The 17,618-nt window shown below is 69.3% G+C and carries 14 protein-coding genes and 1 pseudogene; 9 read left to right on the top strand and 6 right to left on the bottom strand.

What is annotated here, in order from left to right:
- Positions 1–281 precede the first annotated feature (281 nt).
- The gene (locus tag OG985_RS05365) at positions 282–908 is read right to left on the bottom strand and encodes a DUF2461 family protein (protein WP_371667054.1); all 627 of its coding nucleotides are present in this window, start codon (positions 906–908) and stop codon (positions 282–284) included.
- Positions 909–1,517: 609 nt separating this feature from the next.
- Here OG985_RS05365 and OG985_RS05360 point away from each other — a divergent pair.
- Both OG985_RS05360 and OG985_RS05355 read left to right on the top strand, forming a co-directional pair.
- Positions 1,518–2,465: a zinc-binding dehydrogenase gene (locus OG985_RS05360; protein WP_371667053.1), complete on the top strand. Its 948-nt coding sequence runs from the start codon at positions 1,518–1,520 to the stop codon at positions 2,463–2,465.
- A gap of 53 nt (positions 2,466–2,518) precedes the next feature.
- Positions 2,519–2,764 (top strand): annotated as a pseudogene (locus OG985_RS05355) (transposase); the annotation flags it as partial.
- Between the two features lie 238 nt (positions 2,765–3,002).
- Here the strand turns inward: OG985_RS05355 and OG985_RS05350 are convergent.
- Positions 3,003–3,647, bottom strand: coding sequence for a TetR/AcrR family transcriptional regulator (locus OG985_RS05350; RefSeq protein ID WP_371667052.1), 645 nt, complete (start codon positions 3,645–3,647; stop codon positions 3,003–3,005).
- Positions 3,648–3,783: 136 nt separating this feature from the next.
- Here OG985_RS05350 and OG985_RS05345 point away from each other — a divergent pair, with 136 nt between their 5' ends.
- From OG985_RS05345 to OG985_RS05330, 4 genes are read left to right on the top strand one after another with little or no spacing between them, the layout of a single operon-like run.
- A complete protein-coding gene (locus OG985_RS05345; RefSeq protein ID WP_371667051.1) occupies positions 3,784–4,938 on the top strand; it encodes a VOC family protein in 1,155 nt (384 codons plus the stop codon).
- Entirely contained in the window at positions 4,935–5,873 is a 939-nt protein-coding gene (locus OG985_RS05340) for a fumarylacetoacetate hydrolase family protein (protein WP_371667050.1), read from the top strand. Before OG985_RS05345 ends, OG985_RS05340 begins: the two co-directional genes overlap by 4 nt.
- Before the next feature lie 21 nt (positions 5,874–5,894).
- Positions 5,895–7,532, top strand: a complete 1,638-nt coding sequence (locus tag OG985_RS05335; protein ID WP_371667049.1) for a bifunctional 3-(3-hydroxy-phenyl)propionate/3-hydroxycinnamic acid hydroxylase — start codon at positions 5,895–5,897, stop codon at positions 7,530–7,532.
- Entirely contained in the window at positions 7,529–9,538 is a 2,010-nt protein-coding gene (locus OG985_RS05330; protein ID WP_371667048.1) for an acetoacetate--CoA ligase, read from the top strand. Before OG985_RS05335 ends, OG985_RS05330 begins: the two co-directional genes overlap by 4 nt.
- 172 nt (positions 9,539–9,710) lie before the next feature.
- Here the strand turns inward: OG985_RS05330 and OG985_RS05325 are convergent, their stop codons facing one another.
- Positions 9,711–10,067: an ArsR/SmtB family transcription factor gene (locus OG985_RS05325; RefSeq protein ID WP_371667047.1), complete on the bottom strand. Its 357-nt coding sequence runs from the start codon at positions 10,065–10,067 to the stop codon at positions 9,711–9,713.
- 274 nt (positions 10,068–10,341) lie between these two features.
- Here OG985_RS05325 and OG985_RS05320 point away from each other — a divergent pair, with 274 nt between their 5' ends.
- Positions 10,342–11,730, top strand: a complete 1,389-nt coding sequence (locus OG985_RS05320; protein WP_371667046.1) for an NAD(P)-binding domain-containing protein — start codon at positions 10,342–10,344, stop codon at positions 11,728–11,730.
- 395 nt (positions 11,731–12,125) lie between these two features.
- On the opposite strand, the gene OG985_RS05315 is transcribed toward OG985_RS05320, so the two are convergent.
- On the bottom strand, positions 12,126–12,533 hold the full coding sequence (locus OG985_RS05315) for a RidA family protein (protein ID WP_371667044.1): 408 nt from the start codon (positions 12,531–12,533) through the stop codon (positions 12,126–12,128).
- Positions 12,534–12,671: 138 nt separating this feature from the next.
- On the opposite strand from OG985_RS05315, the gene OG985_RS05310 reads away from it, so the two are divergent.
- Complete coding sequence (locus OG985_RS05310) at positions 12,672–13,052, top strand: winged helix-turn-helix transcriptional regulator (RefSeq protein ID WP_371667043.1); 381 nt, start codon at positions 12,672–12,674, stop codon at positions 13,050–13,052.
- Positions 13,053–13,275: 223 nt separating this feature from the next.
- Here the strand turns inward: OG985_RS05310 and OG985_RS05305 are convergent, their stop codons facing one another.
- Positions 13,276–15,135 (bottom strand): M1 family aminopeptidase, encoded by a 1,860-nt coding sequence (locus OG985_RS05305; RefSeq protein ID WP_371667042.1) that lies wholly within the window; start codon positions 15,133–15,135, stop codon positions 13,276–13,278.
- Positions 15,136–15,578: 443 nt separating this feature from the next.
- Positions 15,579–15,710 (bottom strand): hypothetical protein, encoded by a 132-nt coding sequence (locus tag OG985_RS05300; protein WP_371667041.1) that lies wholly within the window; start codon positions 15,708–15,710, stop codon positions 15,579–15,581.
- Between the two features lie 15 nt (positions 15,711–15,725).
- Between OG985_RS05300 and OG985_RS05295 the strand changes: the two genes are divergently transcribed.
- A complete protein-coding gene (locus OG985_RS05295) occupies positions 15,726–17,543 on the top strand; it encodes an amino acid transporter (protein ID WP_371667040.1) in 1,818 nt (605 codons plus the stop codon).
- The last annotated feature ends 75 nt before the right edge of the window (positions 17,544–17,618 follow it).

Genomic DNA, 17,618 nt, shown 5'->3' with positions numbered 1-17,618 from the left:
GGCGCAGGACACGTCCCCGCCAGACGAAGCGTGCGAAACGAACAGGTGCCCGTAGACCCCAGGCGGCTCTGATCCGGGAGCGTTCCAGAAACCCGCTGCGTTCCGCGGACATGATGGCGATCGCCAGCGCCGCCGGGCCGCACGCGGCGAACCGGCCACCGTCACGGTCGGGGATGTGACCAGGGTGGCGTGCGAGCCCTACGGGCACCTCTTCGTGGAGCGCGAAGAAACAGCTGCGGCCCTGCGCCAGCGCTATGAGGCCGCCGACTGCCGGGTGCGCCTCAAGCGGCGACGTGGTCGGTCAGCCAGCCGAGCAGTGGTCTGAGTTCCTCGTGCGTGGCCAGCACGCGGTCGACGACCTCCGGCGTCTGCAACCATTCGTCACAGCCGAGGTATCGCACGGCGAGCAGCGATCGGTGGCGCAAGAGCGCTGCTCGAGGATGGTCGGCGGGATACTCCCGGGGCGCGCGCTTCAGAAGGTCTCCGGTGATCTCGAACCCCTTGCCACGCAGTTCCGCCACCACATCGCCCAATACGCAACCACTTGTCTCGGCGGCGGCCGCCGCCCTGAACCTGCTGATCTGAGCGGAGTCGGCGTACCACCACGCACCCTGCACGTGCAGGCCGTCCAGATTGAAGCGCAGCCCGATCTCGACGTTCCGGGCGATGCGTGCCACGGCGGACTGGTTCTGCCACCACCACGGTGTCTTCCCGTACCGCCACACCGAATGGTCCTCGAACGCGGGATCCGCCCATGCCAAGTCATGGAGCAACGAGACCATCGGTTGCCGCACGAGGCGTTCGCGATCCTTGCGGATCTCGCGCATCACTTCTGGTGACGGCTCACCTTCCAGACGCAACAGCACGTCGAACGCCGACTCGTCCCAACCGGCGAACTGCCTGGGCATATCCGTCAACTCCAGCCCTCTGATCTTTCCATGCCGCCAAGGCTCCACAGGGCGGCCACCAGGACTCGCGGTGCACGCAGGACGCGATGCTACGCAACCGGAACGACATGCCTGGTTCGAGTCGACGCACGAAAGGCTCCTGTCGCCCCACAGCGGGGTCTTGGTCATCGCCTCCACGCCCGGTTGAGCGTTCAGTGGATGAGCGGCCGCAGGTGCCGCACCGATCGCTCCCCGTCAGCCGACGGGACCGGCCGCTGCGAGGTCGAACGCGCCTGCGTCAGGCAGCCCAGCGCACCGCCGCACGTCTCGTCTTCAAACTCCTCCTACCCGGCACCGACTGGGACGGGTTACTCACGTCCACCACGCCCCACCAGAAGCCGAGGGCGGGCGGAAGGCCGTCGCGACCGGCCGCGCCGGCCAACCACGGCCTCGGGCCGGATCGCGGCGAGGCAACAGCGATGGTGGCCGCCGACGGTCTTTTATGGCTACGATGTATCCGTAAGGTGGTCGTCGGCCCACTCCGCAGCCGATTACCGGTCTTCGGCGTCCGGATCACGAGCCGGAGCGATGCGAGACCGCGGTGTGTTTCCCCAGTCAAGGAGAGCAGTGATGAAGGCAGCAGTGGTGACGACGGCAGGCGCGGCCCCCGAGTACCTCGACTTTCCCGATCCCCAGGCCGACCAGGGCCTGCAGATCGTCGACCTGGTCGCCACCGCGATCCACCCCATCGTGCGCGCCAAGGCCTCCGGCGAGCACTACAGCAGCACCGGGCAGTACCCGCTCGTACCGGGCGTGGACGCGGTGGCCCGCACCGCCGACGGCACACTGGTGTACACGGGTGAGATCGAGGCGCCCTGGGGCACGTACGCCGAGCGGATGGCGGTCGCCATGACCCTCCCGCTTCCGGACGGCGCCGACCCCGTCGCCGTGGCGGCGGGCGTCAACCCGGGCATGTCGTCCTGGATGCCGCTGACCGCCCATGCGGACGAGCACGGCGCCCCGGACACCGTGATGATCCTCGGGGTGACCGGAGCGGCCGGCGGCCTCGCCGTCCAGAACGCCCGAGCACTCGGCGTGCGGCGCGTGATCGGCGTGGGCCGCGGCGTCGACGACCTCAAGCGCGTCGCCGGACTCGGTGCCGAGACCGTCGAGATCATCGGCGACAAGGGCGTGGACGCGGCAGCCATCGGTGCGGCCCTCGACGGCAAGGCGCCCGACCTTGTTCTGGACTTCCTGTGGGGCGGCGCGGCCGAGTCCGCGTTCAAGGCACTGGCGAACGTGCCCGGCACCGGCGCCACCAGTTACGTGGAGATCGGAGGTGCGGCCGGCGAACAGGCCGCCGTTCCCGCCTCGCTGCTGCGCAGCCGCCCCTTCCGCCTCAGCGGCAGCGGCATAGGCTCCTTCGACATGCGCCGATACTTCACCCAGGTCGCCGCCTACGTACAGCTCATCACCGACGGCAAGGTGGAGGTGAATGCCCAGGCCTACCCGCTCTCCCGGATCAGCGAGGCGTGGACGGCCCCAGCGGGACCCCGGCCGGTCCTGATCGCCGACTGACGCGGATCGACCACGGCATCCCGCGGGGTCCGCAAACCCGTCCCGTACCGTGGATCTCACCACCGCAGGGCGGCCGGCCACCCAAGCACGGCAAGGAGTTCCGATTCGCCAAGCCCGATGCCTGGGGAGAAACCGAACGCCGCGACGATGCAGGTCACAGAGCGGTACGGCACCGCCCACGCCATGGCCTGGGACCGCATCCACCCCGGCACGCCACGCGCTCGGTGTGGATCAGCCACGAGGGCGAACTTCCGATCCTCGAAGGCACGCTGATCCGCCTCCTGGTGGACCACCTGCCGAGAGCGTCACCGAACGTGATCAACTCACCGCTCGCAAACGGTAAGGATCAACCTCAGGGACGCAAACGCGAGAGTCCGTCCGCGCGGCGGTGGTCCTTGGGGCGACCGAGGGAGCGCCGCATGTGGATCAGGTCTTCCAAGGCGGTGGAGCAGCAGTCTCATTCACTCAGCTCATTCAACAGCAACCGCAGCAGCCTCACTCGCTACGTCCCTGGCCCTACCGCTGCATGACGGACCTTCACCGGTCGCCGACAGCCGGCAGCGGACGCCGGGCCACCTCGCGGGCCTCGTCCGACGGCACGCCCAGCATGCGCAGGGTCATCTCGGCCATGTTCGAAGCGGCCTCTTCGCCGTCGAGGTAGGGGTGGGCGAACCTCAGCTCCACCAGGGACATCAGAACTCCTCCCGTGGCGGACAGCGCGCTGAGGGGTTCGGCGTCGGCGAAGCGGCCGGTGGCCATGCCGTGTTCCAGATCGCGCAGGGCGCGCTGAGCGACGCCGAGCTCGGAGTGAATGTGGCGCAGGCCGCGGTGACGGAGGATCCGCATCAGCTCCGGGTGTGAGTCGGCCATGCGGGTCGTGAGGCGGAAACCTGCCGCGACGAGCTCCGCCGGGTCGTCGACAACCCCCTGTAGGCGCTCGTCGATGGCTTGGCCGAACTCGTCCAACGCGTCCGCCACCGCCGCGTCGAACAGCTCCGTCTTGGACTCGAAGTGGTTGTAGAAGGACCCGAAGCCGACGTCGGCCCGTTCGGCGATGGACTGGATGCTCGCGCTGGTGTCCCCGCTCTCGGCGAGGAGCTCTCGGGCTGCGCGGATCAGAGCCTTACGGGTCTCGGCCCGGCGTCGTTCGAAGCGGTTGAGGGGCGGCGCGGGTGTCGGCATGCCAGTCATTGTAGCGACGGTCCGATCACATCCACACATCTGATGAGTCCATCAGTTTTCTTGGCTGGAACTATTGACGACCTCTTCAGCAGAGTTGATGATTCCCTCATTGCAGCAGTGTTGCTTGGAGGACACCATGGCCGTAACCCGGGCCGACGAGGTCGACCGCGCGGACCTCACGACGCCCCATCAAGATCTCCACAGCGAGGAGGGCGCCCTGCGCGGCGAGCACCCCGGTCGCTCCCGGAACCCAGTGATCAAGGTGGCGGACCTGGCGTGGCTGGAGTTCGAGAAGTCGGACCTGGACCGGGCGGAGGTGTTCGCGCGGGACTTCGGCTTCGCGATCGCCGCCCGCACCGAAGGGGCGCTGTGGCTGCGAGGCACGTTCGCGGGATCGCCGTGCATGGTGATCCGCAAGGGGCGTACGTCCCGGTTCATCGGCCCGGCGTACAGGGCCGGTGAACGGGCCGACCTGGACCGGCTGGCCCGTGTCACCGGCAGCTCGGTGCGGGAAGCCGACGCCCCGGGCGGCGGCCAGGCGGTCGACCTGCTCGACCCGTCCGGTCTCCCGGTACGGGTCGTGCACTGCGGCGAGGAACTGCCCGCCCTGCCCGAACAGCAGCCGCAGCTCCTCAACTTCGGCACCGAACACCGCCGCGTCAACGAGACGCAGCGCCCGCCACGCGAACCGTCCCGCATCCAGCGGCTTGGACACCTGGTGCTGGAGACCCGCGTCTTCCGCAAAGCTCTGGACTGGTACCTGGACACACTCGGCATGATCGTCAGCGACTTCAATTTCCTGGACGGTCAGCGCGACCGGGGTCCGGCGATGGCGTTCATCCGCTGCGACCGGGGAAGCGAGCCGGCCGATCACCACACACTGGCCATACATCTCGGCCCGGCCAACGGCTACGTCCACTCCGCCTACCAGGTCACCGACCTGGACGCGATCGCCGCCGGCGGGGAGTACCTCGCCGAGCGCGGCTACCGGCGCAGCTGGGGGATCGGCCGGCACATCCTCGGCAGCCAGTTGTTCGACTACTGGCGTGACCCCGACCGCTTCATGCTGGAGCACTTCGCCGACGGCGACCTGTTCTCCTGCGACGTCGCACCCGGCTGGTCGCCCATGTCGGCCAGCGGTCTCGCCCAGTGGGGGCCGCCCGTCACCCGCGACTTCCTCGGTACGAATCCGTCCCCCGCCAAGCTCCGAGAGGTCATGCGGGCCCTGCGCGGCGACAACGAACTCGACCCGGCGCGGCTGCTGGGCCTGATGAAAGCGATCAACTCATGAGCACCAACGTCCTGCGCACTGCCGAAGGCTGGTGGGTGGTGAGCGCCGAACACGCCGTCCGCATCGACACCGGAGCGGCCACCACGGCCGAGCTGCTCATCGATCGCGATGCGGTCCGCGAGGCCGCCACTTCCGGGGAGACGGGCACGCCGGTCGCCGACCTGGCGGCGCTGGCCCCGGTCACCACCCCCTGCCGGGTGGTCGCCCAGATGGTCAACTACCGAAGCCACGCCCGCGATTCGGGCTTCACCGGCGAGATCCCGCCCACGTTCTTCCGTAAGGCGTCAACTTCGGTGGGCGGTCCGCAGGACACCGTCGTGCGGCCCTCACACGTGGAGTTCCTGGACTACGAGATCGAGCTCGGCCTGGTCATGGGCGCACCGCTGCCACTGGACACCGTCGTCACGGAGAACGACCTGCCCGAGTACGTCGCCGGGCTCGTCATCACCAACGACGTCAGCGCCCGCGACGTGCAGCTGACCAAGACGCAGTTCTACGAGAGCAAGTCGTACCGGACCTTCACCCCCACCGGGCCCTACCTCGCGTTGCTGGAGCCGGAGGACTTCACGCACCTTCTCAACCTGCGGCTGAAGCTGTCGGTCAACGGCGACCTGCGCCAGGACCGCACCCTCGCCGACATGATCGTCCGCCCCGCAGAGGCGCTGACCCTGCTGGCCCGGTTCCAGACCCTGGAACCGGGTGACCTGCTCCTGACCGGCACCCCGGGCGGTACGGCCCTGAAGGCCCCGCCCAAGCCGGTGGAGAAGATCGCCGCGCTGCTGCCGCCCGCCGTGAAGTGGAAGGTGTTCTTCAACGGCCAGCGCAAGAACCCGCGCTACCTCCACGAGGGCGACCTGATCACCGCCACCATCGCCACCCCGGACGGGCGGATCGATCTCGGGGAGCAGCGCACCCCGGTCAGCCACGCGCGATAGGGACCTGAGGTGAGCCGCACCATGAGACCCGACCAGGCCGCACCACCGGGCACCGCGCCCCGGCCGGCCCCCCACGTACCCGTCGTGATCATCGGAGCCGGGCCGGTGGGCGTGACTGCCGCCCTGCTGCTCGCCCGGCGCGGTGTGCGCAGCATCGTCCTTGAGCGCCACCAGGACGTCTACCCGCTGCCACGTGCCGTGGCCACCGACGACGAGGTGCGCAGGATCCTCCAAGCCGTAGGCATCGACGAGGAGTTCGACGCCATCGCCCGTCCGGCGAGAGGGCTTCGGCTGCTGGACGCCCGGCACCGGACGATCGCCGAGTTTCCGCGCTCCCCGCAGGGACACCACGGCTTCCCGCAGACGAGCATGTACGACCAGCCCGAGCTGGAGCGGTTGCTGCGCGGTGCCCTGGCCCGCCGGCCCGAATCCGAGCTTCGGGGCGGGCTGGAGGTCGTCGGTGTGACGCGGGAGGGTGACGGCCCCGTCCGGGTGACCTACCGCGGCGACCACGGTGAGGAAGAACTGTGGGCCGACGCCGTGCTCGGCTGTGACGGCGCCAACGGCATCACCCGCGACGCCATCGGCGCCGTATGGGAAGACCTGCACTTCGAAGAGCGCTGGACCGTCATCGACGTCCGCACCCGCGCCCGCGTGCGCTCCTGGGAGGGAGTCGACCAGGTCTGCGATCCCGCCCGGCCCGCGACGTTCATGCGTATCGGGGAGGACCGCTACCGTTGGGAGTTCCGACTGCCGGACGGGGAGGAACCGAACCCCGGACGGCTGCGCGAACTCATGGCCCCCTGGACCGATGCCGCGGACGGCGACTTCGAGGTCGTCCGGCAGGCTCAGTACACCTTCCGGGCCCGTATCGCCGACCGCTGGCGACAGGGCCGTGTGTTCCTGCTGGGAGACGCCGCCCACCTCACCCCGCCCTTCATCGGGCAGGGCCTGTGCACGGGAATGCGTGACGCCCGCAACCTCACCTGGAAACTCGCCCACGTCCTGCAACACGGCGCGGACGAGCGCTTGTTGGACACCTACGAGAGTGAACGCAAACCCCACGCCCGGCACGTCATCCGGCTCGCGGTGGCGATGGGCTGGGCCATGACCGGTGGGCAGGACGGCGCTGCCGCGATGCGCCGCGGCCTCGTGGCCGCGGCCTGCCGTATCCCCGGGCTGGTGTCGCTGGCCGGCCGTGACCTCAGTCCCGCCCTGATGCGAGGACCCCTGGTACGACGCCGAAAGCGCATGGGCGGCCGCGACCTGGCGGGCACGTTCTGCCCGCAGCCATGGGTGACCGTGGACGACCGGCGAGCCCGCTCGGACGACGTGCTCGGCGACTCCTTCGCCATCGTGACGGCCGTACCGCCCACGCCCTCGCTGCGCGCCGTCGCCGCGGGCATCGGCGCGCCGATCGTCGTCACCGACACCCTCGGTGACGACGGCACCCTCGCCGCCTGGCTGCGCGCCGGCCGGGCGGACGCCGTCCTGCTGCGCCCCGACCGGGTCGTCCTGGACGTCGTCCCCGCCGGGGCGGACGACTTCACCGACTCCGCCGCCTGGGCGCCCATGCTGTGCACCACCCGCCGCACCGACGGCATCGAACTGAACCAACCGCCCGGAACACACCCCCTTTTGAGGAGCCTCACGTCATGACCAGGCAGCGTCCGTTCTGGCTCCCCGACCCGGAGGCCACCACGACCAGCCGCATCGCGGAATTCGGGCGCTGGGTGGCTGACAACAAGGGCGTTGCGGTCGCCCACGACCACACCGACTACGGCGCCCTGCACCGCTGGTCCGTCACGGACCTCGAAGGGTTCTGGAGTGCGGTGTGGGAGTTCTTCGACATCGAGGCGGATGCCCCCTACGAACGGGTCCTGAGCGACGAGATCATGCCCGGCGCCCGCTGGTTCGAGGGCGCCACCCTCAACTACGCCCACCACGCCCTGCGCAACCTGCGTGAGGACGCGCCCGCGATCGTCGCACTGGACGAGACCGGCTCCGGCTACGAAGTGACGGGCGGCCGAATGCGCGCCCAGGTCGCCTCGGTCGCCGCCACCCTGCGCGACCTGGGCGTCGGCCGCGGGGACCGGGTCGTCGGCTATCTGCCCAACACCCCGCACGCGATCGTCGCCTTTCTCGCCGCGGCCAGCCTGGGGGCCGTCTGGTCGGTGTGCGGCCAGGACTACGCTCCGCAGGCCGCAGCCGACCGTTTCGGCCAGCTTGACCCGACCGTACTCATCACGACCGACGGCTACCTCTTCAACGGCACCACCCACGACCGCCGCGACGCCGTCCTCGAACTGGCCGGCGCCCTGCCCGGCCTGAAGGCGATGCTGCTGGTCGACCACGTGGGCCTGCCCTGGCCGTCCGGGAGTTACCCGGCGCTGACCGTCCCCTGGGAGGACGCAGCCACCCGCACCGAGGAACTCGCCTGTACGGCAGTGCCGTTCGACCACCCGCTGTGGGTCGTCTTCTCCTCCGGCACCACCGGCCTGCCCAAGGGCATCGTCCACGGCCACGGCGGCGTCCTCCTCGAACACCTCAAGACCCTCGCCCTGCATTCCGACCTCGGCCCCGGCGACCGGCTGCTGTGGTACACCACCACGCACTGGATGATGTGGAACCTGGTCGTCTCGGCGCTGCTGACCGGCGCCACGACGTGTACCTACGACGGCAGTCCGGCCCCCGTCGCGCGCCCGGACGTCCTGTGGGAGCTGACCGCGCGGCACCGGGTCACCATTTTCGGCACCAGTCCCCAATACCTGTTGGGTATGGCCAAGTTCGGCATCGAGCCGACCACGCACGACCTGTCGGCCATCCGCGCCATCGGCTGTACCGGTTCCACCCTCCCCGCCTCCGCCTACCCCTGGGTCCGCGATCACGTGGGCAGCGGCATCCAGCTGGCCTCCACCAGCGGCGGCACCGACGTCGTATCCGGTTTCGCCGGCAGTGCCCCCACCACGCCGGTCTGGGCAGGGGAGTTGTCGGCCCCGTACCTGGGCGTGGCGCTGGCCGCATACGACGGTGAGGGCCACCCGGTCGTCGACCAGGTCGGCGAACTGGTGATCACCCGCCCCATGCCGTCGATGCCCCTGTACTTCTGGAACGACCCCGACGGCAGCCGCTGTCGCGAGGCGTACTACTCCACCTACCCGGGTGTGTGGCGGCACGGTGACTGGATCACGCTCACGGGAGACGGCTCGGTGATCGTGCACGGACGGTCCGACTCCACCCTCAACCGCAACGGCGTACGGCTGGGCAGCGCCGACATCCACGATGTCGTCGAGCGTCTCCCGGAGATCACGGAGGCGCTCGTCATCGGGGCCGAGGAGCCGGACGGAGGCTACTGGATGCCGCTGTTCGTCGTCCTCGCCGACGGAGCCGAGCTCGACGACGCCCTCCATGACCGCATCCGGGACACCATCCGCACGGGCGTATCACCCCGCCACGTCCCGGACGAGATCCTCGTCGTGCCGGGCGTCCCGCACACCCGTACCGGCAAGAAGCTGGAAGTCCCGGTCAAGCGGCTCCTCCAGGGCGCCCCGGTCGAGCAGGTGGTCAACCCCGCCGCCGTCGACGCCCCCGAACTCATCGCCCACTTCGCGCGGCTGGGCGCCGAACGTCGGCAAGCGCGCAGGCGGGCGACCCACGCCGGATAACGCTGCCCAAGCGCATCGATCGGCCCGCCCGTCCGGCTGATCCGAGGCGGCCACCCATGGACTCCTCAGCGGCTGACCAAGGGTCGTCACCCGAACACCACCAGGAGTGCCTGGCCCGCTGCTGTTTCCGCCGGGCTGCGCCTCACCAGCAGCGCGGTCACACTGCGATCGGTCAGGTGCGCAGATCGAGCATGGCGGACATCGCGGCGACCACGGACGGGGCGACCCGGTAGTAGACCCAGGTCCCGCGCCGCTCCGAAGTGAGCAGTCCGGCCTCGCGCAACTTCTTCAGATGGTGGGAGACGGTTGGCTGGGACACGCCGACGTCGGAGATGTCGCAGACGCACGCCTCGCCACCCGCATACGAGGCGATCTTGGAGAACAGCCGCAGCCGCACAGGGTCGGACAGCGCCTTGAACATCGCGGCCATCTTCTCCGCGTCGGCCTGCGACAGTTCCGCGGCGGTGATCGGCGGGCAGCACGGCACCGCCGTCTCGGCGTCAAGGACGGGCAGCTCTGACTTCGACATACGTCTATGTTGACACTCGTCGATACAGGTGGCAAGGTCGAGACATCGACAGGTATCGAAACAAGGGGTCGTCGTGACCGCTCGGATTCGCACCGCATCCATCACAGCCCGGGCCCGCCGCACCGCTCGTCACCTGGCGGGCGTCAGGGTTTGCGACAGCTGCGCACAGGTCCGCGATGCCTCCTGCCGGGCCACGGCCCGCCGGCGGCGCGCCCAGTCCGCACTCTCTTTCGCCCGCTGATCCGTCCATATCCAGTCAGGGAGATCGACCACCATGAGCGAGCAGCAGCTCCCCGTCGTCGTCATCGGAGCCGGCCCCGCCGGCCTGGCCGCAGCCGCCCACCTTGCCGAGCGGGGCATCGAGCTCCTGGTCCTGGAAGCCGGACCGGCCACCGCGTCCGCGGTGCGCGAGTGGAGCCACGTCCGCCTGTTCTCCACCTGGGGCGAGCTCACCGACCCGGCCGCCGAAAAGCTGCTCGCCCCGACCGGCTGGACCAAGCCGGACGCCACCAGCTATCCCACGGGCGGCGACTGGGCCGAGCTCTACCTGCAGCCGCTGGCCGACGTCCTGGGCGACCGCGTCCGCTACGGCGCGCGCGTCACCGGCGTCTCCCGCGCCGGACGCGACCGCATCGTCGACGCCGACCGCGAAGCTCAGCCCTTCGTCCTGCACCTGGCCACCGCCGACGGCCACGAGGAGCGCCTCTTCGCCCGCACTGTCATCGACGCCTCAGGCACCTGGACCAGGCCCAGTCCAGCCGGAGCCAGCGGGCTGCCCGCCCTCGGAGAGAAGGCCGCCGCCGACCGCGTCGCCTACCGTGTTCCCGACCTGAAGAACCCCGCAGTGCGCGCCCGTTACGCCGGCAGGCACACCGCCGTCATCGGCTCCGGCGCCTCCGCCTTCACCGCGCTGGCCACCCTCGCCGACGTCGCCAAGGACGAGCCCGGTACACACGCCGTGTGGGTGCTGCGCCGCGGCATCAGCGGCTCCACGTTCGGCGGCGGAGAAGCCGACCAACTGCCCGCCCGCGGCGCCCTCGGCCTCGCCGCGAAGGCCGCGGTCGACAACGGCTACGCCGACGCCGTCACCGGCTTCCGCACCGAAGCGATCGAACGTGCCATCGACGGCCGACTGATCCTGGTCGGCGAGGACGGCCGACGCCTCGACCCCGTCGACGAAGTCATCGTGCTCACCGGCTTCCGACCCGACCTCTCCTTCCTCTCCGAGATCCGACTCGGCCTGGACGAACGCCTCCAGGCACCCACCGCGCTGGCCCCGCTGATCGACCCCAACCAGCATTCCTGCGGCACCGTCTACCCGCACGGCCACCGCGAGCTGTCCCACCCCGAACCCGGCGTGTACCTGGTCGGCATGAAGTCCTACGGCCGCGCCCCCACCTTCCTCGCCATGACCGGCTACGAGCAGGTCCGCTCCGTCACCGCAGCCATCGCCGGGGACCTCGAGTCCGCCGACCGCGTCGAACTCAGCCTCCCCGAAACCGGAGTGTGCGGCGGCGCCGGACTCTTCGACGACCCGGCAGCCGGGCAGGCCGACGGCGGCGGGTGCCGCGCTCCGGCGCCCGCACTCGTCCAACTCGGTGTCGGCGCGCCCGCCACCGTGGTCGCCGAGGACGCGTCAGCGGGTGGCTGCTGCGGCTCGTGACGGCCGGATGGGCAACCGCGAAGACGCTGAGCTGCATCGGGAGCAGGAACACCGCCCCTGACACTCCGGCCGGTGCGATCACGATGGCTGTCAGCATCCCGACCAGGAGGCCGGCGCCCTGCCAGTCCACCCGACGCCCCTCGCGTCGCCTGAGTCTGTCCTGCTCGACCTCCCGCCACAGAGTAGATCGCCCGTGTCCCGCTGCCTCGACACGCTCGTGCGCTGCTCATCTCCAGCGGGAGGTCGTCTCATGAGGGGAAAAACGTTGTTGGCAGGGCTGGATGGAATCCCACCGATCCCGGCATCACGCACTGGGAGGCCATTCCGGGGGCGAACAGTTTGAGACACCGTTCGAGGCCTGAAGCCACGAACAGCTCAGGGCGAACAGCACCCCTTCAGTCGATAACTGCGGTGGCTTCGATCTCGACCAGGATGTCGGGCTCGGCCAGGGCGGCGACGCCCACGCCTGTGAGCGGCGGGCCCGGGGTGATTCCCAGTTTCGCGGCCGCCCGAGCGAGCCCCTCCATGAACAGGGGCATCTTGTCGGGGGTCCAGTCGACGAGGTAGACGGTCAGTTTCGCCACGTCGTCGAAGGAAGCACCGGCCTCGGCCAGGGCCGTGCCGACGTTGAGGTAGCACTGCTCGACCTGAGCGGCGAGGTCACCTTTACCAACCGTGACCCCGTCGGCATCCCAGGCGACCTGCCCGGCGATGAAGACCAGCTTCGACCCGGTCGCGACCGACATCTGCCGGTAGAGATCGACCTGCACCAGTCCTTCGGGGTTTGCCAGGGTGATGGCCATACTGACTCCTTGCCATGAGAGCTCGTGGTCTCGCTTCCACCGAACCAGGGCACTCGTAGTCTCTTGTGGTTACTGAGGAACCGTAGGAGAGTTTCCCCGACCAGGGAAGAACGCACTTTTCAGTGACTGGGGAACCTAATGGTGACCAAGCAGCTCAACGACTCACCCGACGAGGCGGACCTGACGCGCGCGGACTCTCTGGCGCGGGAGATCTTCTCGGACGTCGCAAACAAGTGGGCGCTCCTGATCATCGAGTCACTCGGTGAGGGCACCATGCGCTTCAGTGAACTGCGGGACAAGGTCGAGGGCATCAGCCACAAGATGCTCACCCAGAACCTGCGCATGCTGGAGCGCAACGGCCTGGTGGATCGAAACGTGCACCCCACCGTGCCGCCGCGGGTCGAGTACACCCTCACCGAGCCGGGCCAGGCCCTCCGGGCAACCGTCGATGGAATGTGTGACTGGACCCACCGCTACTTCGGTCACATAGAGGCATCCCGCCACCGCTTCGACACCTGACGACCAAGCAGTCGCACGCGAAGCGTCATAGCGCACCGGCCGGCCATACCGGTCTGCCCAGTCGGGCGTCACGAGAGCGGCCAGCCACCCTTCGCCCTGCAGCGTGAGTTCCTCCAGGGGCCGCGACGGCTGCGGTCGATAAGGCCACGTGCGTCCGCTGCGGCGAGCGGGCGTACGGGGCGCTCGCCACCCGGCTGGGCCGACGCGGCGAACGCCCGTCCGGTCAGCCGATGATGCGGTGCGTGATCCAGAACGAGGTCAGGTCCGTGGTCGTGGCGGCCTGTGCCGCCGCCTTGAACTCGCCCGTGGTTGAGACGCCGTTCCAGTGCGAAGTGGCGTAGTCCTTGAGGAGTTTGGCCATCGTCGTGTCACCGAGGGCACGACGCAGATCGTGCAGGGCGCACTTGCCGTAGCCGTAGACGACGGTGGAGTAGCGGGAGGAGTGGGCGTCCCAGTAGGCCATCGAGTTGGTGATGTTCTCCGCCGACGAGGCCCAGGAAACGCTGTTCCAGCAGTTGGTGCCGGTCAGCCCCCGCGCGAGGTCGGTGGCGTAGTCGGTGAACGCCTCGTCCAGCCACGGGTTGTTGTACTCGTCGTCGCCGACGATCCCGTAGAACCACTGGTGCCCGATCTCGTGGGTGAGCGCCGTGGTGCTGACCAGGTCGAGGACGAATCCCGGGTACTCCATGCCGCCGAACCAGAAGTTGTTGTCGATCACGGCGTCCAACTCGCCGTATGGGTAGGCACCGAAGCGGCCCGCGTGGGTGTCCACGGCGGTCTTCGCGGTGGAGAGCATGGACTGGGCGCTGGAGGAGCTGATGCCGGAGACGGAGTAGATGTTGACCGCGGTGCCCGCCGCCGACGTACCGGAGATCTTGGTGAACGGGCCCGCCGCCCACGCGAAGTCACGGACCTTGGACGCCGTCGCCGTGGTCACCGTGCGCCCGCTGGTGCCGGGGGTGTCGACGGAGGTGCCGGTGGCCGGGACCGACAGGCTCGTCGGGTGGTCGAGGGTGACCTTGAAGTCGGCGGCCAGGGAGTAGAACGACTCGCCGTTGTTGGTGTACGGGTCGAGGTGCCAGCCCGAACCGTCCTTGACCGCGAGTACCGGCAGCGCGTTGCCGATCATGCTGAACGCGCCGTCGTAGCCGAATCGGTCGGCGCCGCTGGGGACGGTGATCCCGAGGTCGAAGCCGATGGTGGTCGACTGGCCCTGCGCCAGCGGGGTCGGCAGGGCGATCTGGAGGGCCGTGCAGCCCACCGAGAGGGCGCCCGCGGTGCCGCCGGTCATGTTGCTGACCGCGATCGGCATCGCCGAGCAGGTGCCGTGGTAGTTGTCCCACAGCCGCAGGTACACCTCGGTCAGTGGGGTGGCCGAGGCGTTGGTGAAGGTCGTGCTCTCGTGCCCGGTCCAGACGGTGCCACTGGTGTTGCTGCTCAGGCTGACGGTGTACGACGGCGCGGCCGGTGTACGGGTGGAGTCGGCCGGCGGGGTGGTGTCGCCCGAGGTGTCGAGGGCGATGTCGTCGAGGACGAAGCTCGTCTGGAGGCTGGAGTCCTCGGCAGCGCTGAAGGCGAGGCTCACGGTCTGGCCCGCGAAGGCGGACACGTCGAAGGACTTCTGGACATAGCCGGAGGCCTTGTTCAGGTTCGAGTACGTCGCCAGGGTCGTGCCGCCGATCTTCGCCGTGAGTTTGTCGTACGCGGTGGACGACGTCGTCTCGGCGGTGTCGATGTGCAGCCAGAACGTGAGGGTGGCGCGGGAGCATCCCGAGGGGATGGTGACGCTCTGGGAGAGCGTGTCGGTGTGCGTACTGCCGACGCCGTCGAGCCAGGCGAAGCTGGTGCCGCCGTGGGCGCTCTGCCCGGTGCGACTGGTGATCACACTGGTCGAGGACGGCGTCCAGGACGAAGTGCCGCTCTCGAAGCCGCCGTTGGCGACCACTTGGGCCGGGGTGCAGGCGGCGGCCACGGGCGCTGCGGCGGGCGTGGCGGCGGCCGGGGTGACGGGAAGCGAGACAGCGGCCAGTGCGGCGACGGCGAACACGCCGGCGGCGAAAGCCTTGTGGGGGGTCGATCTCACACGGAACTCCTTTGGCGGCGGCCGGGATCCCGGCCTGCTCGGTGGACGCCCGGCCGGCCTGGGTGTGCCGACGGGCGGCCGCGTGGGGTGCGCGCAGCGATTGCGTGATCGCGGGAGGAAGCGTCGTAGATTGTCCGGAGCATGCCACAAACGCAAGGGTGTGTACATCGCGGGAAGAACGGGTGTGCGCATCGGGGAGGAAGTGCCGCTCAGGTGCGAAGGCGGGGGCGCTCACGCGACCAGCGGGCGCGGGCCTGGTGGCGCCGGCCAGACCGAGCCAGGTGGAACTCGGCGTCCGGGGTCGGTGATATTCGCGGTGTGGTGGCCGTGGTCAGCAGGAAAGGCTCGTACTCTGCGATCATCGCCTGTGCCGTCGCAACGGCGGCGAGGACGCGGGTCATGCTTGGAGGTTGATGGGGGTCATGCGGGAGACCAATGAAAGATCAGCGGTGCCGGAAGTGGTGGAGGGTCCTGCCCTGTTGCCGCAGCCGAGCAGCAAGGTAGCCCGGTGGTTGCTGCGCCATCGCGTGCAGCCGGTCGGCCCGGCAGCCGGTGAGCAGCAGGGTGAGCAGCACGCTTGGTGGAAGGTGATGTGCCTGACCGGCGTCGACTACTTCTCCAGTCTGGCGTACGTGCCGGCGATCGCCGCGCTCGCGGCCGGGGCGGTCTCGCCTCTGGCGACGCTGTTGATCGTGGCGCTGACTTTGCTGGGGATGCTGCCGATGTACCGGAGGGTGGCCAAGGCGAGCCCGCACGGTGCCGGGTCGGTAGCGATGCTGGAGGACCTGCTGCCGTTTTGGTGGGGCAAGCTCCTGATCCTGATTCTGCTCGGCTTCGTGGCCACCTCGTGGCTCATCACGATCACCCTGTCGACCGCGGACGCCTCCGTGCACGTCATGGAGAATCCTTTCTTCCCCGCCGCGCTGCACGGTCACGAGGTGGCTCTCACGGTGGCGCTGCTGCTGATCCTGGGAGGTGTGTTCCTGCTCGGATTCAGCGAGGCGGTCAGCGTGGCCATCCCCCTGGTCGCGCTCTTCCTCATCCTCAACGCGGTGGTCATCGCGGTAGGCCTGGTGGAGGTGTTCACCACACCGGGGGCCTTTTCGGCGTGGACGCACGCCCTCGTGAAGGGCGGAGGCGGCTTCGGTGACCTGATCACTCCCGCGCTCCTGGCATTCCCGTTGCTGGTCCTGGGGCTGTCGGGCTTCGAGACCGGGGTGAGCATGATGCCTCTCATCTCCGCCGACGGCGCCGATGACGAGCAGCGGCTGCACGCGCGGATCCGCAACACCCGCAGGCTGCTGACGACGGCAGCGCTCGTCATGAGCGTCTACCTGCTGTCCTCGAGCTTCGTGACCACCGTGCTGATTCCCCATCACGAGTTCGAAGCCGGTGGCGGTGCCAACGGCCGCGCCCTGGCGTGGCTGGCCCACGAAGACGTCGGGGAGGCGTTCGGAACGTTCTACGACATCAGCACGATCCTGATCCTGTGGTTCGCCGGCGCGTCCGCCATGGCAGGGCTGATCAACATCGTGCCCCGATACCTGCCCGAGTACGGCATGGCACCCGAATGGGGACGGGCGGTACGGCCCGTCGTCCTCGTCTACACCGCCCTGTGCGTCCTGATCACCATCACCTTCGACGCCGACGTCGACGCCCAGGCCGGCGCCTACGCCACCGGAATCCTCGCCATGATGGTCTCCGGGGCCTTCGCCGTCACCATCGCCGCCGCCCGCCACGGCCGGCGGCCGGCCGCAGTCGGATTCGGCCTGCTGACCCTGATCCTTCTCTACGCCCTGGTGTACAACATCGTCGACAAGCCCGACGGCATCGCCATCTCCGGCCTCTTCATCGCCGGCATCCTCCTCGTGTCCCTGATCTCCCGGGTCGCGCGCACCACCGAACTGCGCGCGGACCGCATCGTCTTCGACAAGGCCGCCCGACAGTTCATCACCGACACCCTCGCCCATGACAACGCCATCAACATCATCGCCAACCGGCGCCAGGCCGGCGATGGCGCCGAGTACAGGGACAAGGAACTGGAACAGCGCGGCGCCAACCCTGTGCCCGGCCCGGCCGACATCCTGTTCCTGGAGATCGAAGTGGTCGACCCCTCCGACTTCAGCGAAACCCTTACCGTGCACGGTGTCGAGGTCGACAGCTACCGCGTCCTGCGCGCCCAGGCACCAGCTGCCCCGAACGCCATAGCCGCCATCCTGCTGGCCCTCCGCGATGCCACCGGAGTGCGACCGCACTGCTACTTCGCCTGGGCCGAAGGCAGCCCGCTGAAGCACATGTTCCGCTACTTCCTCCTCGGCCGCGGCGACACCGCACCCGTCACACGCGAAATCATCCGCAGCAACGAACCCGACCCCGCGATGCGTCCCGGCATCCACGTCGGAAGCTGACGACTCCTGTGAACCCGCACCGAAAATGGACGGTGCCGGGCTGACGGGGAGCGTGTCTGCGCGCGACAAAGACAG

Origin of the sequence: Streptomyces sp. NBC_00289, from assembly GCF_041435115.1 — a bacterium.
GTDB lineage: Bacteria > Actinomycetota > Actinomycetes > Streptomycetales > Streptomycetaceae > Streptomyces.
This window is presented reverse-complemented; position numbering and strand designations above follow the sequence as displayed.